This is a genomic window from Pseudomonas sp. R3.Fl (genome assembly GCF_023516765.1).
Taxonomy (GTDB): domain Bacteria; phylum Pseudomonadota; class Gammaproteobacteria; order Pseudomonadales; family Pseudomonadaceae; genus Pseudomonas; species Pseudomonas citronellolis.
Map to the genome: position 1 here is coordinate 3,133,596 of NZ_JAMGSO010000001.1, position 16,290 is coordinate 3,149,885.

15 protein-coding genes are annotated in these 16,290 nt (G+C 68.5%); 12 read left to right on the top strand and 3 right to left on the bottom strand.

The annotated features are described in order from the left end of the window. The first annotated feature begins 92 nt into the window (after nt 1–92). The 6 genes from M8R19_RS13800 (at nt 93) to M8R19_RS13825 (ending at nt 6,148) form a co-directional block, all read left to right on the top strand. Entirely contained in the window at nt 93–1,502 is a 1,410-nt protein-coding gene (locus M8R19_RS13800) for a M16 family metallopeptidase (RefSeq protein WP_249918062.1), read from the top strand. Next, nucleotides 1,499–2,992, top strand: coding sequence for a M16 family metallopeptidase (locus tag M8R19_RS13805; protein WP_074977885.1), 1,494 nt, complete (start codon nt 1,499–1,501; stop codon nt 2,990–2,992). Before M8R19_RS13800 ends, M8R19_RS13805 begins: the two co-directional genes overlap by 4 nt. Continuing rightward, entirely contained in the window at nt 2,992–3,606 is a 615-nt protein-coding gene (gene rsmD / locus M8R19_RS13810; protein WP_249918063.1) for a 16S rRNA (guanine(966)-N(2))-methyltransferase RsmD, read from the top strand. The genes M8R19_RS13805 and rsmD overlap by 1 nt, the downstream gene beginning before the upstream one ends. A 40-nt stretch (nt 3,607–3,646) precedes the next feature. Next, nucleotides 3,647–4,651 carry a virulence RhuM family protein/type II toxin-antitoxin system death-on-curing family toxin gene (locus tag M8R19_RS13815; RefSeq protein ID WP_249918064.1) on the top strand — a complete coding sequence of 335 codons (1,005 nt, stop codon included), beginning with the start codon at nt 3,647–3,649 and terminating at the stop codon, nt 4,649–4,651. 11 nt (nt 4,652–4,662) lie between these two features. Next, nucleotides 4,663–5,658 (top strand): hydrolase, encoded by a 996-nt coding sequence (locus tag M8R19_RS13820; RefSeq protein ID WP_249918065.1) that lies wholly within the window; start codon nt 4,663–4,665, stop codon nt 5,656–5,658. Between the two features lie 79 nt (nt 5,659–5,737). Then, complete coding sequence (locus M8R19_RS13825; RefSeq protein WP_249918066.1) at nt 5,738–6,148, top strand: GNAT family N-acetyltransferase; 411 nt, start codon at nt 5,738–5,740, stop codon at nt 6,146–6,148. Nucleotides 6,149–6,530: 382 nt separating this feature from the next. On the opposite strand, the gene M8R19_RS13830 is transcribed toward M8R19_RS13825, so the two are convergent. Beyond that, nucleotides 6,531–7,193 carry a TetR/AcrR family transcriptional regulator gene (locus tag M8R19_RS13830; RefSeq protein ID WP_249918067.1) on the bottom strand — a complete coding sequence of 221 codons (663 nt, stop codon included), beginning with the start codon at nt 7,191–7,193 and terminating at the stop codon, nt 6,531–6,533. 242 nt (nt 7,194–7,435) lie between these two features. Between M8R19_RS13830 and M8R19_RS13835 the strand changes: the two genes are divergently transcribed. From M8R19_RS13835 to ggt, 6 genes are all read left to right on the top strand, one after another. Then, nucleotides 7,436–8,866, top strand: coding sequence for a coniferyl aldehyde dehydrogenase (locus M8R19_RS13835; RefSeq protein WP_249918068.1), 1,431 nt, complete (start codon nt 7,436–7,438; stop codon nt 8,864–8,866). A 33-nt stretch (nt 8,867–8,899) separates the two neighbouring features. Continuing rightward, a complete protein-coding gene (locus tag M8R19_RS13840; RefSeq protein WP_249918069.1) occupies nt 8,900–9,445 on the top strand; it encodes a twin-arginine translocation pathway signal protein in 546 nt (181 codons plus the stop codon). 42 nt (nt 9,446–9,487) lie between these two features. Further along, nucleotides 9,488–11,083 carry a GMC family oxidoreductase gene (locus M8R19_RS13845; RefSeq protein WP_249918070.1) on the top strand — a complete coding sequence of 532 codons (1,596 nt, stop codon included), beginning with the start codon at nt 9,488–9,490 and terminating at the stop codon, nt 11,081–11,083. A 185-nt stretch (nt 11,084–11,268) separates the two neighbouring features. Then, the gene (gene coaD / locus M8R19_RS13850) at nt 11,269–11,748 is read left to right on the top strand and encodes a pantetheine-phosphate adenylyltransferase (protein ID WP_009615178.1); all 480 of its coding nucleotides are present in this window, start codon (nt 11,269–11,271) and stop codon (nt 11,746–11,748) included. Between the two features lie 123 nt (nt 11,749–11,871). After that, entirely contained in the window at nt 11,872–12,123 is a 252-nt protein-coding gene (locus tag M8R19_RS13855; RefSeq protein WP_009615176.1) for a YfhL family 4Fe-4S dicluster ferredoxin, read from the top strand. Between the two features lie 144 nt (nt 12,124–12,267). Next, nucleotides 12,268–13,971, top strand: a complete 1,704-nt coding sequence (ggt, locus tag M8R19_RS13860) for a gamma-glutamyltransferase (RefSeq protein ID WP_249918071.1) — start codon at nt 12,268–12,270, stop codon at nt 13,969–13,971. Nucleotide 13,972: 1 nt separating this feature from the next. Here ggt and M8R19_RS13865 read toward each other — a convergent pair whose 3' ends face one another. After that, entirely contained in the window at nt 13,973–15,838 is a 1,866-nt protein-coding gene (locus M8R19_RS13865; protein ID WP_249918072.1) for a Na/Pi cotransporter family protein, read from the bottom strand. Nucleotides 15,839–15,883: 45 nt separating this feature from the next. Beyond that, nucleotides 15,884–16,225 (bottom strand): hypothetical protein, encoded by a 342-nt coding sequence (locus M8R19_RS13870; RefSeq protein WP_043269552.1) that lies wholly within the window; start codon nt 16,223–16,225, stop codon nt 15,884–15,886. Between the last annotated feature and the right edge of the window lie 65 nt (nt 16,226–16,290).

Below are 16,290 nucleotides of genomic sequence, written 5' to 3' on the forward strand. Positions count from 1 at the left end.
CAAGGGAGCGGCACGGGACGTGGCCGCCCGGAAAACGGATGGGTATCCTAGCATCTCCTCGCCTGCCGGGGTTAGGCGGCTGCCCGACAGCCATGCCACCGCCCTTCGGGCCACCAGCAAGGACCTGTTCGACCATGAAGAATCCTCCCCGCCGCGCGCTCGGCCTGCTCTGCGGCGTACTCTGCCTGCCGCTGTTCGCCCTCGCCGCCGAACCCCAGCCGACCCACGAATACGTACTGGACAACGGGCTCAAGCTGGTAGTTCGCGAAGACCACCGCGCCCCCGTGGTGGTCTCCCAGCTCTGGTACAGGATCGGCTCCAGCTACGAGACGCCCGGCCTCACCGGCCTTTCCCACGCCCTGGAGCACATGATGTTCAAGGGCAGCAGCAAGATGGGCCCGGGCGAAGCCTCGCGCGTGCTGCGTGACCTCGGCGCCGAGGAGAACGCCTTCACCACCGACGACTACACCGCCTACTACCAGGTGCTGGCCAAGGACCGCCTGCCGGTGGCCTTCGAACTGGAAGCCGACCGCATGGCGCACCTGACGCTGCCGGCCGACCAATTCAAGAGCGAGATCGAGGTGATCAAGGAAGAACGCCGCCTGCGCACCGAGGACAAGCCCTACGCCCTCGCCTACGAACGCTTCAAGGCCGCGGCCTACCTGTCCAGCGGCTACCACTCGCCGACCATCGGCTGGATGGCCGACCTGCAGCGCATGACCATCGACGACCTGCGCGCCTGGTACAAGGCCTGGTATGCGCCGAACAACGCCACCCTGGTGGTGGTCGGCGACGTCCAGCCCGAGGAGGTCAAGGCCCTGGCCCAGCGCTGGTTCGGCGACATCCCGCGGCACGAGCTGCCGCCGGCGCGCAAGCCGCTGGAAGTGCCCGACCCGGGCGAACGCCGCCTCACCCTTGAGGTGCGCACCCAACTGCCCAGCCTGATCATGGGCTTCAACGTGCCCAGCCTCGGCAGCAGCGAGAACCCCCGCGAGGCGCATGCCCTGCGGCTGATCTCCGCGCTGCTCGACGGCGGCTACAGCGCCCGCCTGTCCTCGCGCCTGGAGCGCGGCCAGGAGCTGGTGGCCGGCGCCTCCGCCTCCTACGACGCCTTCGCCCGCGGCGACACCCTGTTCACCCTGAGCGCCACCCCCAACGTGCAGAAGGGCAAGACCCTGGAGCAGGTGGAGAAGGCCCTCTGGCAGCAGCTCGACGAACTCAAGACCACCCCGCCCAGCCAGGAAGAACTGGAGCGCGTGCGCGCCCAGCTGATCGCCGGGCTGGTCTTCGAGCGCGACTCCATCGCCGCCCAGGCCAGCAGCATCGGCCAACTGGAGAGCGTCGGCCTGTCCTGGCGCCTCGCCGACCAGGACCTGGAAGCCATCCGCCAGGTCACTGCCGAAGACATCCAGAAGGCCGCCCGCACCTACTTCACCCGCACCCGCCTGACCCTCGCCCAGGTGCTGCCGCAAGCCGATACCGACAAGGAGCCGAGCAAATGAGTGAACGAAATGGCCTGCGCTACGGCCTGCTCGGCCTGGTCGTCCTCCTGCTGATCGCCGGCCTGGCGTTCTGCGTCAGCCGCCCCGCCGGCGGCAGCAACCCCGCCCCGCAGGCGCCGGCCGCCGCAGCGCCCAGCGGCCTGCAGTCGCTGGCCGAGGCCGCCGGCAAGAAGCCCGGCCACCGCCAGTTGGACATCCAGCGCTGGACCACCGCCGAAGGCGCCCGCGTGCTCTTCGTCGAGGCCCATGAGCTACCGATGTTCGACCTGCGCCTGACCTTCGCCGCCGGCAGCAGCCAGGACGGCGACGCCCCGGGCCTGGCCATGCTGACCAACGCCATGCTCAACGAAGGCGTGCCGGGCAAGGACACCAGCGCCATCGCCGCCGGCTTCGAGGACCTGGGCGCCGACTTCATGAACGGCTCCTACCGCGACATGGCGGTGGCCGGCCTGCGCAGCCTGAGCGAGAAGGACAAGCGCGAGGCCGCCGTCGCCCTGTTCGACCAGGTGGTCGGCCAGCCGACCTTCCCCGAAGAAGCCCTGGCGCGCATCAAGAACCAGGTGCTGGCCGGCTTCGAGTACCAGAAGCAGAACCCCGGCAAACAGGCCGGCCTGGAACTGTTCAGGCGCCTCTACGGCGACCACCCCTACGCCCACTCCAGCGACGGCAACGAGCAGTCGGTGCCGAAGATCGGCGTCGCCCAGCTGCGCGCCTTCCACCAGAAGGGCTACGCCGCCGGCAACACGGTGATCGCGCTGGTCGGCGACCTCAGCCGCGCCGAGGCCGAGGCCATCGCCGCCAAGGTCTCCGCTTCGCTGCCCAAGGGCGCGGCGCTGCCGCCGGTGGCCCAGCCGGCCGTGCCCAAGCCGGGCCCCAGCCACATCGAGTTCCCCTCCAAGCAGACCCACCTGCTGCTGGCCCAGCTGGGCATCACCCGCAACGACCCGGACTACCCGGCACTGTATCTGGGCAACCAGATCCTCGGCGGCGGCGGCTTCGGTACCCGCCTGATGGACCAGGTGCGCGAGAAGCGCGGGCTGACCTACGGCGTGTCCTCCGGCTTCACCGGCATGCAGGCGCGCGGGCCTTTCACCATCGGCCTGCAGACCCGCGCCGAACTCAGCGAAGGCACCCTCAAGCTGGTCCAGGACATCGTCCGCGACTACGTGAAGAACGGCCCGACGCAGAAGGAACTGGACGACGCCAAGCGCGAACTGGCCGGCAGCTTCCCGCTGTCCACCGCGAGCAACGCCGACATCGTCGGCCAGCTCGGCGCCATCGGCTTCTACGGCCTGCCCTCGGACTACCTGGAGACCTTCCTGGCCCAGGTCCAGGCGCTGGACGTGGACAAGGTCAAGGCGGCCATGCAACGCCACGTCGACCCGGACGCCTTCGTCATCGTCACCGCCGGCCCCACGGTGCCGCAGAAACCGCTGCCGCCGCCCACCGACAAACCGGCCGAACAGCCCCTCGGCGTTCCGGAGCACTGATGAACAGAAGACCCAAGGCCCCCGCCTCCGCCAACGCCCGCCAGCACGGCGGCCAGGGCCAGCTGCGCATCATCGGCGGGGAGTGGCGCAGCCGCCGCTTCGCCTTCCCCGACGGCCCGGGCCTGCGCCCGACCCCCGACCGGGTGCGCGAGACGCTGTTCAACTGGCTGGCCGCCTACGTCCCCGGCGCCCGCGTACTCGACCCCTTCGCCGGCAGCGGCGCGCTGTTCCTCGAAGCCCTGTCCCGCGGCGCCAGCAGCGGCCTGGCCCTGGACCTGAACCGCGAAGCCGTGGCCGCCCTGCGCGGCCACCTGGCCACGCTCAAGTGCGAGAACGGCGAAGTGCAGCTGCAGGACGCCCTCGCCTACCTGGCCAAGCCGGCCCCGGCGCCGGTGGACCTGGTATTCCTCGATCCGCCCTTCCACCAGGACCTGCTGCAGAACAGCTGCCGCCTGCTGGAGGAAAACGGCTGGCTGGCGGCCGACGCCTGGATCTACACCGAGAGCGAAAGCGCCCCCTCCAGCCTCGGCCTGCCGGCCAACTGGCGGCTGCATAGGGAGAAGCAGGCAGGGAATGTGCATTACGCGCTGTGGCGGCGCGAAGGGATGAGTTGATCCCCAGGGGAAGGCGGTCAGACAAAAAAGGATGTTCTGGATGAGCGACACCGATGAGCAGGGGATTCTGATCTACGAAGCGGACGATGGTCATCTGGCAGTCGAGGTTCGGTTGGAGCACGACACGCTCTGGCTCAGCCTGCAGCAACTGTCCGACCTTTTCGGGCGCGACAAGTCGGTCATTTCGCGGCACCTGAAAGCCATCTTCGACAGCAAGGAACTGGCTCGCGAACGAACCGTTGCAAAAAATGCAACGGTTCAACGCGAGGGGGATCGCGAAGTCACCCGGCAGATCGACTACTACAACCTCGACGCCATCATCTCCGTAGGCTACCGCGTCAACTCCCGGCAAGGCACGCGCTTCCGCATCTGGGCGAACCAGGTACTCAAGGACTACCTGGTTCAGGGTTACGCACTCAACGAACGCCGCCTTCAAACCCAGCAAGCCCGCATTCGCGAACTGGAGCGGACGCTGACGCTGTTCCAGCAGAACCTCATCGACCAGGCCAGCCTGCCCGAGGCGCGGGGCCTGGTGAGTGTCATCGCCGGCTATGCACGCACCTTCGTGCTGCTCAACCAGTTCGACAGCGAACGCCTGCCCGCGGAAGGCTTCGATGAAAGCATCCGCTACGCCATCGAACCCGCCGATGCCCACGCCGCGATCACGGCCCTGAAGACCGACCTGCTGGCCAAGGGCGAGGCAAGCGAGTTGTTCGGCCGCCCCAAGGACGACAGCTTCCTCGGCATTCTCGGCAACGTCACGCAGTCCTTCGCCGGCCAGTTCCTCTACCCCAGCATCGAGGAGCAGGCTGCGCACCTGCTTTACTTCATCATCAAGAACCATCCGTTCACCGACGGCAACAAGCGTATTGGCGCCTTCCTGTTCATCTGGTTCCTGCAGCGCAACCAGCATCACCTCAAGCACGACGGCGAACTGAAGATCAACGACAACGCCCTGGCCGCCATCGCCCTGCTGGTGGCGCAAAGCGATCCACGACAGAAAGAACTGATGATCCACCTGATCATGAACCTCATCCGCAACTGAGCCGTGCCCGCATGACTCCGCCCTTCCAACCCGCCTGGTGGCTCCCCGGCCCGCATCTGCAGACGCTCTACGGCTCGCTGCTGCGCAAGGCGCCGGTGTTGCAGCGCGAGCGCGAGCGGCTGTGGCTGGAGGACGGCGATTTCCTCGACCTCGACTGGCACGGCCCGCACAGCGCGCGCACGCCGCTGGTGCTGGCCATCCATGGGCTGACCGGATCTTCCGACTCGCACTACATCCGCGGCCTGCAGTTCGCCGTGCAGGCCCGCGGCTGGACCAGCGTGGCGCTGAACTGGCGCGGCTGCTCGGGCGAGCCCAACCTGCTGCCGCGCGGCTACCACTCGGGCATCAGCGAGGACCTGGCGGCGGTCATCGAGCACCTGCGGCGCATGCGCCCGCTGGCACCGCTGTACGCGGTGGGCTATTCGCTGGGCGGCAACGTGCTGCTCAAGTACCTCGGCGAGCAGGGCCAGGACTGCCCCTTGCGCGGCGCCGCAGCGGTGTCGGTGCCGTTCCGCCTGGACCGCTGCGCCGACCGCATCGGCATCGGCTTCTCGCGCATCTACCAGGCGCACTTCATGCGCGAACTGGTGGCCTACGTGCGCAACAAGCAGCAGAGCTTCGCCCAGCGCGGCGCCCAAGAGCACCTGGCGGCGCTGGAACGCCTGGGACCGCTGGACGGCATGCGCACCTTCTGGGACTTCGACGGCCGCGTCACTGCGCCGCTGCACGGCTTCGCCGACGCCCACGACTACTACAAGCGCGCCTCCAGCCGCTTCTACCTGGGCGGCATCCGCACCCCGACGCTGATCATCCATTCCAGCGACGATCCCTTCATCGACGCCGGCAGCATCCCGCCGGCGGACGAGCTCTCGGCCAGCACCGAGCTGGAGCTGCACGAGCACGGCGGCCATGTGGGCTTCATCGGCGGCACGCCGGGGCGGCCGGACTACTATCTGGAGAGACGCATACCCGACTGGCTGCTGGCCCTGCACGGCAGCGCCGGCTGAAGCCGGCTTGACCGGGATCAGCATCGGCCGGCCAGCGATGGTCCAGGCTGGAAGCGCCAAAGGGCAAGGAGGGGAAGCCATGAGCGAAGCGACCATCCGGATCCACCGTGTCACCTCACTGAACGACGCCCAGTGCGTTGGCATAGCGGCGCTCTACCGCACCGTCGGCTGGGGCCACCCGAACGACGCGGACGAATTGCGCGATCTCTGCGAATCTTCCGGCTACGTGCTGCTGGCCAGCGAGGGCGAGCAGGTGGTCGGCCTGCTCCGCGCCGAGCCGGAGAACGCCCAGACCACCTGGCTGGCGGAGTTGGCCGTGCTGCCTGGCCACCAAAGGCGAGGTATAGGCACTTCGCTGATGCAGCGCTTCATCGCCGACCATCCCGGCGCGCGCCTGTACACCGATGCCACCGATGGGGTGGAAGGGTTCTTCCTCCGGCATGGCCTGGAACTGCGCCAGCCGCTGGTGCCTGGGCCGCGCAAAGGGTGATATCGGCGGGGGCCGATTCGGCTTTTCGTAGGAGCGAGCTTGCTCGCGAACGGTGTTTGCCGGTGAGTGCTTGGTGTTCGCCCAAGAGCACCCTCTCCCTAACCCTCTCCCTGAAGGGAGAGGGGACCGTTGGGCAGGGTCGGACATTCTAGTGTCAGCCGGCTAGCACAGAGATTGCTGGCTGAAACCTTCCTCCTCTCGGCACGGACAAGCCCCCTCTCCCTTCAGGGCGGGGCGCGCAGCCGAGGGCTGGGGAGAGGGAAAGGAATTCAACTTCGCACCGAAGCAACCGGCAGACGCCCGTTCGCGAGCAAGCTCGCTCCTACGAAAAGCCGAACGTAGGACGCCATCCATGATCACCCCTGTGGATAACTCACACGCCCTACGAAGGACTTTCCGTCAACGGCACATACAGCCTTTCGGCGATCCGCTCCACCGCCGCCTGCGAATCCTCGGCGATGTGCCCGCTCTCCAGCGCCAGCACCTGGTAGATGCCGCGCCGCAGCAGTTCCTCGCTGAGGTCGCCGGTGACTTCGTGGGTGGTGCAGAGGAAGCGCACCCAGGAGGTGAGGATGATCCAGGCGTTGAGGGTCAGGGCCTCCAGCTGGATTTCGTCCATCCGCAATATCCCTGCCTCGACGAAGCCGCGGTAGATGGCCTTGGCGTTCACCAGCGCGCGGCGGGCGAAGGCGCGGTAGGCCGCGGCCAGCTCCGCGTCGCTTTCCAGCAGGTGCTCCAGGTCGCGGTGCAGGAAGCGGTACCGCCACATGGCCGCCAGCAGCGCCTCCAGGTAGAAGGTCTTGTCCTCGATGGTCAGCCCGCGGCCTTCGGGCAGGCGCAGGAAGTCATCGACGCGCGCCTCGTACTCGGCGAACAGCTCGGCGATGATCGCCTGCTTGTTGCGGAAGTGGTAGTACAGGTTGCCCGGGGACATGCCCAGGTGCGCGGCGATGTGGTTGGTGGTGACGCTGCGCTCGCCCTGGGCGTTGAACAGCGCCAGGCTCTCCTGGACGATGCGGTCGCGGGTCTTGATGCGTGGGGCCATGCGCGGACTCGGAATCACTCTTCTACGGCAAGGGGCAAAGGTACACGGATTGCTACGTACGATGCAGCCGGCGTAACACTCCGGGCGGCCGCCCAGCTTTTCGTTGGGTGGGCCGCGCGGCGCTGACGCGGCATGCTATTTGACACTTTAGAGTAATTGCTCTAAAAATCCAGCGACAAGCACAACGCGAAGCGCCCCCACCCGGAGCGCTTCCCCCCAGCCGGTCCGCCGAGGAGCCCGCCATGGTCGCCGACATCGCCTACCTGCAGCAGACGCAGCAGGACATCAACCAGCTTCAGAGCCTGTTCGAGCGCCAGCGCCAGGCCTACCGCGCCAACCCGCAGCCCAGCGCCGGCCAGCGCCAGCAATGGCTCAAGAGCCTGGCCGACCTGCTGGTGCGCGAGCAGCAGCCGATCATCGAGGCCATTTCCCGCGACTTCAGCAACCGTTCCGCCGACGAGACCCTGCTCGCCGAGATCATGCCCAGCCTGCACGGCGTGCACTACGCGCGCAAACGCGTGGCGCGCTGGATGAAGCCCTCGCGGCGCAGCATCAGCATGCAGTTCATGCCGGCCTCGGCGAAGGTGGTGTACCAGCCGCTGGGCGTGGCCGGGGTGATAGTGCCGTGGAACTACCCGCTGTTCCTTGCCATCGGCCCGCTGACCGCCGCGCTGGCCGCCGGCAACCGGGTGATGATCAAGATGAGCGAATCCACCCCGGCCACCGCCCAGGTGCTCAAGGAACTGCTGGCCAAGGTCTTCCCCGAAGACCTGGTGGCCGTGGTCCAGGGCGAGGTGGACGTCGGCGTGGCCTTCTCCAAGCTGCCCTTCGACCACCTGCTGTTCACTGGCGCCACCAGCGTCGGCAAGCACGTGATGCGCGCCGCGGCGGAGAACCTCACCCCGGTCACCCTGGAACTGGGTGGCAAGTCGCCGGCGCTGATCTCCGAGAACGTGCCGATGAAGGACGCCGCCGAGCGCATCGCCTTCGGCAAGTCGCTCAACGCCGGGCAGACCTGCGTGGCGCCGGACTACGTGCTGGTGCCGCAGCAGCGCGTCGAGGAGTTCGTCAGCGCCTACCGCGACGTGGTGCAGGGCTTCTTCCCGACGGTGGAGAACAACCCCGACTACACCGCCATCGTCAACGAACGCCAGCTGGCCCGCCTCAACGGTTACCTGAGCGATGCCGAGGCCAAGGGCGCGCAGGTCATCCGCCTGCTGCCGGAAGCCAGCGGGCGGCGCCTGCCCCAGGCGCTGCTGCTGAACGTCGACGACGACATGAAGGTGATGCAGGACGAGATCTTCGGCCCGCTGCTGCCGGTCATCCCCTACCAGCGCCTGGACGAGGCCCTGGCCTACATCAACGACCGGCCGCGGCCGCTGGCCCTGTACTACTTCGGCTACGACAAGCGCGAGCAGGAGCACGTGCTGGCGCAGACCCACTCCGGCGGCGTGTGCCTGAACGACACCCTGCTGCACGTCGCCCAGGACGACATGCCCTTCGGCGGCGTCGGCCCCTCCGGCATGGGCCACTACCACGGCCACGAAGGCTTCCTCACCTTCAGCAAGGCCAAGGCGGTGTTCAGCAAGCCGCGCTTCAACGCCGCCCGGGTGATCTACCCGCCCTACGGCAAGGCGCTGCAGAAACTGGTCTATAAGCTGTTCGTCCGCTGAAATCGCGTATTCCACCCAGGTGAAACAACAACAATGACAGACACCTCCCTGAGCGCGCCGGGACTTTCCCGGCGCGGCGTGCTCAAGATCGGCCTGCTCGGCGGCGCCTTCCTGGCCACCGCCGGCGTCACCGCCACCCTCAGCGGCTGCTCGGCCAGCACCCCGGCCAGCGGCATGAAGGTCATCCGCGAGTCCGACCTGCCCTTCCTTCGCGCCCTGATCCCGGTGATGCTGGCCGGCGCCGTGCCGGCCGAGCGCATGGCCGAGGCGGTGCAGGCCAGCCTCGCCGGCCTCGACCACACCCTCGACCACCTCTCGCCGGAAATGCTCAAGCTCACCGTGCAGTTGTTCGACGTGCTGGCCCTGCCGGTCACCCGCGGCCCGCTCACCGGCATCTGGGGCCGCTGGGAGAAGGCCAGCGCGGACGACGTGAAGCATTTCCTGGAACGCTGGCAGAACAGCTCCATCGGCCTGCTGAAGATGGGCCACAGCTCGCTGCTGCAGCTGGTGATGATGGCCTGGTACGGGCGCCCGGAATCCTGGGCGCACTGCGGCTACCCCGGGCCGCCGAAGGTCTGAGCCCCGCCACTCCCATAACAAGAATTCCCGAGAGTACCCCTGATGCCCGTACCCGATCTGTTCGCCGAGGGCCTGGCCCGCGGCTGGAAAGTCCACGATGGCTCGCGCCTGGACAACGACCTGACCCTGGAAGCCGACGTGGTCGTCATCGGCTCCGGCGCCGGTGGCGGCACCACCGCGGAAATCCTCAGCGGCGCCGGCTACAAGGTGCTGCTGGTGGAGGAAGGCCCGCTCAAGACCAGCTCCGACTTCAAGATGCAGGAGCCGGAGGCCTACTCCAGCCTGTACCAGGAAGGCATCGGGCGGATGAGCAAGGACGGCGCCATCACCATCCTCCAGGGCCGCGCCGTGGGCGGCACCACCCTGGTCAACTGGACCTCCAGCTTCCGCACCCCCGACGCCACCCTGGAGCACTGGGCCAGGGAACACGGCGTGAAGGGCCACAGCTCCGCGGAAATGGCCCCCTGGTTCGCGAAGATGGAAGAGCGCCTGGGCGTGGCGCCCTGGATCATGCCGCCGAACTTCAACAACGACGTGATCCGCCGCGGCTGCGAGAAGCTCGGCTACCACTGGAAGGTCATCCCGCGCAACGTGCGCGGCTGCTGGAACCTCGGCTACTGCGGCATGGGCTGCCCGACCAACGCCAAGCAGTCGATGCTGGTCACCACCATCCCGGCCAGCCTGGACAAGGGCGGCGAGCTGCTGTTCCTGGCCCGCGCCAACCGCCTGCTGCACGACGGCGGCAAGGTCAGCGGCCTGGAATGCCTGGCCATGGACGCGCGCTGCGTGGCGCCCACCGGCCGCAAGATCACCGTCAAGGCGCGCCACTACGTGCTCGCCGGCGGCGGCATCAACAGCCCGGCGGTGCTGCTGCGCTCCAAGGCGCCGGACCCCAACGGCCGCGTCGGCCAGCGCACCTTCCTGCACGTGGTGAACTTCAGCGCCGCGCAGTTCGACGAGGTGGTCAACCCCTTCTACGGCGCGCCGCAGTCGATCTACTCCGACCACTTCCAGTGGGACGACGGCACCGCCGGGCACATGTCCTACAAGCTGGAAGTGCCGCCGCTGCAGCCGGCCCTGGCGGCCACCCTGCTCGGCCGCTTCGGCATCGACAACGCCCTGCGCATGGAACAGCTGCCGCACACCAACATGATCCTCGCCCTGATGCGCGACGGCTTCCACCCGGATAGCGCAGTGGGCAGTGTGAGCCTGCGCGGCGACGACACCCCGGTGCTCGACTACCGCATGACCGACTACACCTGGGACGGCATCCGCCGCGCCTTCCACACCATGGCCGAGGTGCAGTTCGCCGCCGGCGCCAAGACAGTGCTGCCGCTGCACGCCGACGCCGGCTACGTGAAGACGCCCGCCGAAGCCCGCGCGCTGATCGACGGTCTGAGCCTTGAGCTGTACCGCACCCGCCTGGGCAGCGCCCACGTGATGGGCGGCTGCGCCATGGGCGAGGACCCGCAGCAATCGGTGTGCGACAGCCTCGGCCGCCACCACCAGCTGGAGAACCTGTCGATCCACGACGGCTCGCTGTTCCCCACCAGCATCGGCGCCAACCCGCAGCTGTCGGTCTACGGCCTGACCGCGCAACTGGCCAGCGGCCTCGCCGAGCGCCTGGGCAAGGCCTGAGCCCCGATCCCGGCGCGAAGGCTCTGCCACGGGCCTTGCGCGCCGGCCGGCGGTTTCCTCCGGGGAAAATCCGGTAGTCCGCGCCGGCGGGCACTACCAAGGTCGCTTGGCCCATCCGGGCTGCTGCGTTACCATCCAGCCCCGCCAATGCCCACGCCTGCCCCTTGAACCACCAGGACGCTGCGATGAACCGAGTGCTGTACCCGGGTACCTTCGACCCCATCACCAAAGGCCATGCCGACCTGGTCGAGCGGGCCTCGCGGCTGTTCGACCAGGTGATCATCGCCGTCGCCGCCAGCCCCAAGAAGAACCCCCTGTTCCCCCTGGAGCAACGGGTCGAGCTGGCGCGCCAGGTCACCTCGCACCTGCCCAACGTCGAAGTCGTCGGCTTCTCCACCCTGCTCGCGCACTTCGTCAAGGAACAGAACGCCAATATCCTGCTGCGCGGCCTGCGCGCGGTGTCGGACTTCGAGTACGAGTTCCAGCTGGCCAACATGAACCGCCAGCTCGCCCCGGACGTGGAGAGCATGTTCCTCACCCCGTCGGAGAAGTACTCGTACATCTCCTCGACCCTAGTGCGCGAGATCGCCGCCCTGGGTGGCGACATCACCAAGTTCGTCCATCCCGCGGTGTCCAGCGCCCTGGCCGAGCGCTTCAAGCGCTGACCAGGCGCCGCCAGGGAAGGCGGCAATTGATCCGGCCGGCGTGCAACGCGCACGCCAATGCGGCAAAATTGCAGCATTCCTGTTGCTGACAGCCTGGCCATGGGCCAAGGCCGGAGTTTTTCGATGTCCCTGAAAATCACCGACGATTGCATCAACTGCGACGTCTGCGAACCCGAGTGCCCGAACGGCGCCATCTCCCAGGGCGAGGAGATCTACGTGATCGATCCGAACCTGTGCACCGAGTGCGTCGGCCACTACGACGAGCCGCAGTGCCAGCAGGTCTGCCCGGTGGACTGCATCCCCCTCGACGATGCCCATGTCGAGAGCAAGGACGAGCTGATGCAGAAGTACCTCAAGATCACCGGCAAGGCCTGACCTCGCGGGCTTGACAGGCGGATCGCCGAAATCCCGCGGGGCATTCGGCAACCGCGACGCGGCGGGATTGTCTATCCTCCCAATTCGCTCCCGTGGTTTTTCCCGGATGCCAGTCCGGGGCCACCCGACGATTCGTGAGATGCCATGTCCCTGCTGAACCACAGTTTCCGTTCCCTCGCCCTCGCCTGCGGCCTGTTGCTGCTCGGCGCCGCCAGCGTCCATGCCGCCAGCCAGCCGGTCGCCCAGGCCACCGTGGCCAGCGCCCACCCGGCGGCCACCGTGGCCGGCCTGGAAACCCTCGCCGGCGGCGGCAACGCCTTCGACGCCGCGGTGGCCATCGCCGCCGCCCTGGCGGTGGCCGAACCCTACAGCTCGGGCCTGGGCGGTGGCGGCTTCTTCCTGCTGCGCCAGGCCGGGCCGACGCCCAGCTACCGTTTCATCGACGCCCGCGAGCGCGCGCCTCTGGCCGCCAGCGCGCAGATGTACGTGCGCAACGGCAAGGTGCAGCCGGAACTGTCGCTGAACGGCCCGCTGGCCGCCGCCATCCCCGGCCTGCCCGCGGCCCTGGTGGAACTCACCAGCCGCTTCGGCCGCAAGCCGCTGGCCGACAACCTGGTGCCGGCGATCCGCCTGGCCACCGACGGCGTCTCCGTCGACCGCATCTACATCACCCGCGCCGCCGGCCGCCTGGACGCCATGCGCAAGGACCGCGAGACCTCGCGCATCTTCCTGCAGCAGGGCAACCTGCCCGAGGAATGGGACCTGCTGCGCCAGCCGGACCTGGCCAACACCCTGTCGCGCCTGGCGCGCTACGGTCGCAGCGGCTTCTATGAAGGCGAAACGGCGGAGCAACTGGTGCAGGGCGTGCGCGCCGCCGGCGGCGTCTGGAGCCTGGAAGACCTGCGCAGCTACCAGGTGGTGGAACGCCAGCCGCTGCGCTACCCGCTGGGCGACGGCCGCGAGCTGGTCAGCGCCCCGCCGCCCTCGGCCGGCGGCGTGGCCATCGCCCAGAGCCTGGGCATGCTGGCCCAGCTGCCCTGGCAGAAAGCCGAGCCCATCCAGAGCGTGCACTACGTGGCCGAGGTCCTGCGCCGCGCCTACCACGACCGCAGCATGCTCGGCGACCCGGACCGCATCGCCAACCCGGTGCAGCAACTGCTCGCCCCCGACTACCTCAAGCGCCTGGCCGCCGGCATCGACCCGCGCCGCGCCACGCCCAGCGCGTCCCTGCCGCCGGCGCCGAGCTGGCGCGAAGGCGACCACACCACGCACTTCGTGGTGATCGACGAACAGGGCAACGCGGTGGCCGCCACCCTCTCGGTGAACCTGCCGTTCGGCTCCACCTTCACCCCGCCCGGCACCGGCGTGCTGCTCAACGACGAAATGGACGACTTCGCCGCCGACATCCAGGGCAGCAACGCCTACGGCCTGGCCGGCAGCGCAGCCAACGCCATCGCCCCCGGCAAGCGTCCGCTGTCGAGCATGAGCCCGAGCTTCATCGAAAGCCCCGACGAGCTGGCGGCCTTCGGCACCCCGGGCGGCAGCCGCATCCCCAGCATGGTGCTGCTCGCCATGCTGCAATACCTGGACGGCCGCTCGGTGCAGAGCTGGGTGGGCGCGCCGCGCTACCACAACCAGTACCTGCCCGACGTGCTGGAGCACGAGCCGCGCACCTTCACCGAGGCGCAGAAAGCCGAGCTGAATGGCCGTGGCTACAGTCTCAAGGAAGTCGCCCCGTCCTACGGCAACCAGCAGGTGCTGCTGTGGCGCAAGAAGACCGGGAACGTGGATGCCGCCAGCGACCCGCGCGGCATCGGCCTGGCCGCCGGGACCACGGTGCACTACTGAGTCAGGGCACCAGCAGCGAGGGCGCCCCGTCGGCGTCGCGCTCGGGCAGGGCGCCGTCCAGGCCCTGCTCGGCGCGCAGCTGCAGCACGTTGCGCAGGCTCTGCACGATACGGCTGGCGTAGCCCAGGTCATTCATCAGCGAGCTGGTCTGGGCGCCGTCCAGCTCGTGGCGGCGCACCGCGGCGAACAGGCGGTTGCGGAAGGCGCCGTCGAACTCCGCGGCCTGCTCGTCGAACAGCGCCAGGCGCGCGGCCCAGGCGCCTTCCGGCAGCTGGCGGGGGTCGAGGGCGCCGATGGCGCGCACCTCGCGCAACGCGCCCAGCAGGTGGCGACGCAGCTCCAGATAGCATTCCCGCGCCACCGAAGGCTCGCCCTGCAGCGCCCTCCCCAGGTTCTTCTGCAGGTGCTTGGCGTCCTTCACCGCGTCCACCAGTTGCAGCGCCGCCACCTGGCAGGCCATCCAGAAATGCTGGTGCGCCTCGTCCAGCGGCGTTTCCAGGCGCCCCATGAAGCTCAGCAGGTCGCCGTACACGCCCTTGATATGCTGCTGGTAGAGCGCCTGGGCGTCCATGGCGAAGCGCTCCGGCCCGGCGTGCAGGGCGGCCTCGTCCACCTTCGGCTGGTTGAGCAGGTCCACCGGCAGGTAGAGCGCGTGGCAGATCACCTCGATGCTCAGGCGCCCGAGGTGCTGCAGCTCCTGGGTCACCGCGCTGGCGGCGGCGTCCGCCGAATCCAGGGCGCGCTCGCTGAGGTAGCGCGCATGGGTGCGCTCCGGCAGTTGCACCGCCGTCTCCGGGGCCAGGTCGGTGATCAGCACCGAAGGCTCCTCGACGTCCGGCAGCCAGCGGATCAGCCACTGCGCCAGGCGCGTCTGCAACGGCCAGAACAGCAGCACGCCCATGCCGTTGAACAGGGTGTGGAAAGCCGCCAGCTGGATCAGCAGGTTGTCGCCCAGGCCGACCTGGGCGGTCAGCCAGCGCACCAGCCAGGTCAGCGGCGCCAGCAGGATGAAGGCGATCACCCCGCTGACCAGGTTGAACAGCACGTGGGCCAGGGCCAGGCGCTGGCCGTTGCGGTTGCCGCCCAGGGAGCCGACGAAGGCGGTGGTCACGCTGCTGCCGACGTTGGAACCGATGGCGATGGCCAGGCTCTGGCCCAGCTCCAGTTGGCCGCCGGCCAGCGCGGCGAGGGTCAGCATCAGGGTGGCGTGGCTGGACTGCAGCACCACGGTGACCAGGGTGCCGATGCCGACGAACAGCAGGGCGCCCAGCACGCCTTCGGCCTGCAGGCCGGTCATGTCCATGGCGTCGCCGAAGCTGGAGAAACCTTCCTTGATCTGGTCGATGCCGAGGAAGATGAAGGCGATGCCCATGAGGATGCGCCCGGCGGCCTTGCTCTTGGGCCCGTTGAAGCTGGCCAGCACGCCGAACACCAGCAGCGGCAGGGCCAGCGGGCTCAGGCTGAGGTTCTGCCCGGCCAGGGCCAGCAGCCAGATGCCGCTGGTGGCACCGAGGTTGGCGCCGAAGAGGATGGCGATGCCGCTGGCCAGCTGGATCAGCCCGGTGCTGATGAAGGCGATGGTGAGCAGCGAGACCAGGGTGCTGGACTGCAGCACGAAGGTGCCGCACAGGCCGAACAGCAGGCTCTTGGACGGCGTCGAGGTGCTGCGTTCGAGCCACAGCTCCAGTTGGCTGCCGGCCAGGTCGCGCAGGCCCTCCTCCAGGCACTGCATGCCGAACAGGAACAGCGCCAGGCCCGCGCCCAGCTGCAGCAGCCCGGCGCTGGACCAGAAGGCGTAGCCGAGCCCGCCCGCCGCCAGCAGCAGGAGCAGCGGGCGCAGGTGCTTCTTCAGTTCGCTACGGGCCATGGCCCCCTCGGGAAGGGCGCGCCGGCGTACCGGCGCGACAGAGGATCAGTCCTGCTTGTAGCCGCTTTCGGTGCAGCCCAGGCAGCGCACGAAGGTGGCCTTGCCCGGGTCCACCACCAGCGCCTGGCCGGCTTCCTTGACGTTGCCGCCCAGGGCGGTGAACGGCAGGCTGACGATGAAGGCCGCGGTGCCGATCACGGTGGCGCCCAGCAGCAGCGGGCGGGCGATGATCAGGTCGCCGAGCATCTTGTAGAACGGCGGCGAATCGGTGCTGTAGATCGGGTCCCCGCTGGAGGTGTTGCTGATCGCGTCGGAGGCCTGGGCGGTAACGGCCGACAGACCGAAGGTCAGGGCCAGAACGACGGCCAGGGCGCGGAACAGGTTCATGGCGTAAATCCTTTTTATGCTGGGTTGGCAGGCAGACTGCCATTAACTATATCAGCGCGACAGGG

What these genes read in the sequence shown, in the direction of transcription:
- M8R19_RS13800 (WP_249918062.1), top strand. Translation starts at nt 93, where the DNA reads ATGCCACCGCCCTTCGGGCCACCAGCAAGGACCTGTTCGACCATGAAG.
- M8R19_RS13805 (WP_074977885.1), top strand. Translation starts at nt 1,499, where the DNA reads ATGAGTGAACGAAATGGCCTGCGCTACGGCCTGCTCGGCCTGGTCGTC.
- rsmD (WP_249918063.1), top strand. Translation starts at nt 2,992, where the DNA reads ATGAACAGAAGACCCAAGGCCCCCGCCTCCGCCAACGCCCGCCAGCAC.
- M8R19_RS13815 (WP_249918064.1), top strand. Translation starts at nt 3,647, where the DNA reads ATGAGCGACACCGATGAGCAGGGGATTCTGATCTACGAAGCGGACGAT.
- M8R19_RS13820 (WP_249918065.1), top strand. Translation starts at nt 4,663, where the DNA reads ATGACTCCGCCCTTCCAACCCGCCTGGTGGCTCCCCGGCCCGCATCTG.
- M8R19_RS13825 (WP_249918066.1), top strand. Translation starts at nt 5,738, where the DNA reads ATGAGCGAAGCGACCATCCGGATCCACCGTGTCACCTCACTGAACGAC.
- M8R19_RS13830 (WP_249918067.1), bottom strand. Translation starts at nt 7,193, where the DNA reads ATGGCCCCACGCATCAAGACCCGCGACCGCATCGTCCAGGAGAGCCTG.
- M8R19_RS13835 (WP_249918068.1), top strand. Translation starts at nt 7,436, where the DNA reads ATGGTCGCCGACATCGCCTACCTGCAGCAGACGCAGCAGGACATCAAC.
- M8R19_RS13840 (WP_249918069.1), top strand. Translation starts at nt 8,900, where the DNA reads ATGACAGACACCTCCCTGAGCGCGCCGGGACTTTCCCGGCGCGGCGTG.
- M8R19_RS13845 (WP_249918070.1), top strand. Translation starts at nt 9,488, where the DNA reads ATGCCCGTACCCGATCTGTTCGCCGAGGGCCTGGCCCGCGGCTGGAAA.
- coaD (WP_009615178.1), top strand. Translation starts at nt 11,269, where the DNA reads ATGAACCGAGTGCTGTACCCGGGTACCTTCGACCCCATCACCAAAGGC.
- M8R19_RS13855 (WP_009615176.1), top strand. Translation starts at nt 11,872, where the DNA reads ATGTCCCTGAAAATCACCGACGATTGCATCAACTGCGACGTCTGCGAA.
- ggt (WP_249918071.1), top strand. Translation starts at nt 12,268, where the DNA reads ATGTCCCTGCTGAACCACAGTTTCCGTTCCCTCGCCCTCGCCTGCGGC.
- M8R19_RS13865 (WP_249918072.1), bottom strand. Translation starts at nt 15,838, where the DNA reads ATGGCCCGTAGCGAACTGAAGAAGCACCTGCGCCCGCTGCTCCTGCTG.
- M8R19_RS13870 (WP_043269552.1), bottom strand. Translation starts at nt 16,225, where the DNA reads ATGAACCTGTTCCGCGCCCTGGCCGTCGTTCTGGCCCTGACCTTCGGT.